The sequence below is a fragment of the Xylanibacillus composti genome (assembly GCF_018403685.1).
GTDB classification, from domain to species: domain Bacteria; phylum Bacillota; class Bacilli; order Paenibacillales; family K13; genus Xylanibacillus; species Xylanibacillus composti.
The window spans coordinates 1-1234 of record NZ_BOVK01000115.1; the positions used below are offsets into that span (position 1 = coordinate 1).

Below are 1234 nucleotides of genomic sequence, written 5' to 3' on the forward strand. Positions count from 1 at the left end.
TTGCGAATCTACGTTAATCTGATATTGAGCCATTTCATAACACCTCGAGTATTTAGGATATTGTCTCGACAACAACATTCTAACTGAGGGTTTTGAATATGGCTCCCCTTATTTTTGGAAGACTATCAATTTACACAATTATACGGACTCAACTATCCGGGTACGAGTTGGTTTGTCTAACTTTTGAAGATACTTATAGGCGGCTTTATCAAATTCAATTGAGTAGATCATCTATGACGTCCTTGAGCTTGATTGTCTCACCACGTTTGAAAGCATCTTTCGCGCGTCTTATATCTTCTAAATCTTCTTTAGTGGTTGGTTCATCATCCCATGGAATGTGGCTGTCTTTAGACTTGGATACTAAATGTTCCAAGAAATCAGCCGCGATGGGAAGATCATCTTCAGATAATTGTTGAATTAGTTTATTTAGGTGCTCTTTGCTAATAGCCATGATATCAACTCCTTTAATAAACATTATACCATGAGTCAATAAAAACTTTCATAAAACGAAGAAATATTGGGGATTTGGAGTGCGGCTCTAAGAAGACAGAAACTCCATCTAACATAACATTCATGTTGCGGAGCCTGACGGCTCCTTGGTCCCGGATGCAGAGGGCAGGGAAGCAAATGCCGGGACACATTCGCACTGGCTAAGATAGGAGCTATCTAAGCCAGTGGAACGTCGTGAATGCGGGAACGTTATCTGAAATTTATGCAAATGACAAATAGTAGGTGATTCAAAGATGAACGAGGAATCAAGATTATTCATAATCATCTCCAAACATCGCTTGGTCAGTCACTACCTCCCTAATTTTCAATCATGTTTAGGAGTATTGTCTGACCATTTATTATGGTTAGAGGAAAGTGAAAACCAAAATAGTATTGGAGGAATCATCTTACATGTTCTCGAACATATAAGAAGGAACATGGAAAGATATTTAGATCCAGGGGTCAAGTTTACCAGTGGAATTGAGAAGCTTTTTCCGAATGATTCATTTGGACCTGATGAGTTGAAGGAGAGAGCATACGAAGTATTCCAGTATTGGCAAAAAGCTTTGGATGAGAGTGATAAAGACAGCATTGATTTGTATTCCTTGTATCATCTCATTGAGCATACTGGGTACCATTTAGGCCAAGTGGTTGACCGCACTCAACGGTTAGTGGGTGTGAAATTTGATTTTGTCCATGCCGGTATAAACGAGAAGAATTTAAAAATTATTGTTGAGAGAGAACT

General features: G+C 38.8%; 2 protein-coding genes. One reads left to right on the top strand and one right to left on the bottom strand.

Annotated features, from left to right (window positions below; translation table 11 throughout):
• Positions 1–214 precede the first annotated feature (214 nt).
• Positions 215–451: a hypothetical protein gene (locus XYCOK13_RS21755; protein ID WP_213414356.1), complete on the bottom strand. Its 237-nt coding sequence runs from the start codon at positions 449–451 to the stop codon at positions 215–217.
• Positions 452–743: 292 nt separating this feature from the next.
• On the opposite strand from XYCOK13_RS21755, the gene XYCOK13_RS21760 reads away from it, so the two are divergent.
• On the top strand, positions 744–1234 hold a 491-nt coding region (locus tag XYCOK13_RS21760), incomplete at its 3' end, for a DinB family protein (protein ID WP_213414357.1).

Coding starts and splice junctions, on each gene's coding strand:
- XYCOK13_RS21755 (WP_213414356.1), bottom strand. CDS start 451: ATGGCTATTAGCAAAGAGCACCTAAATAAACTAATTCAACAATTATCT.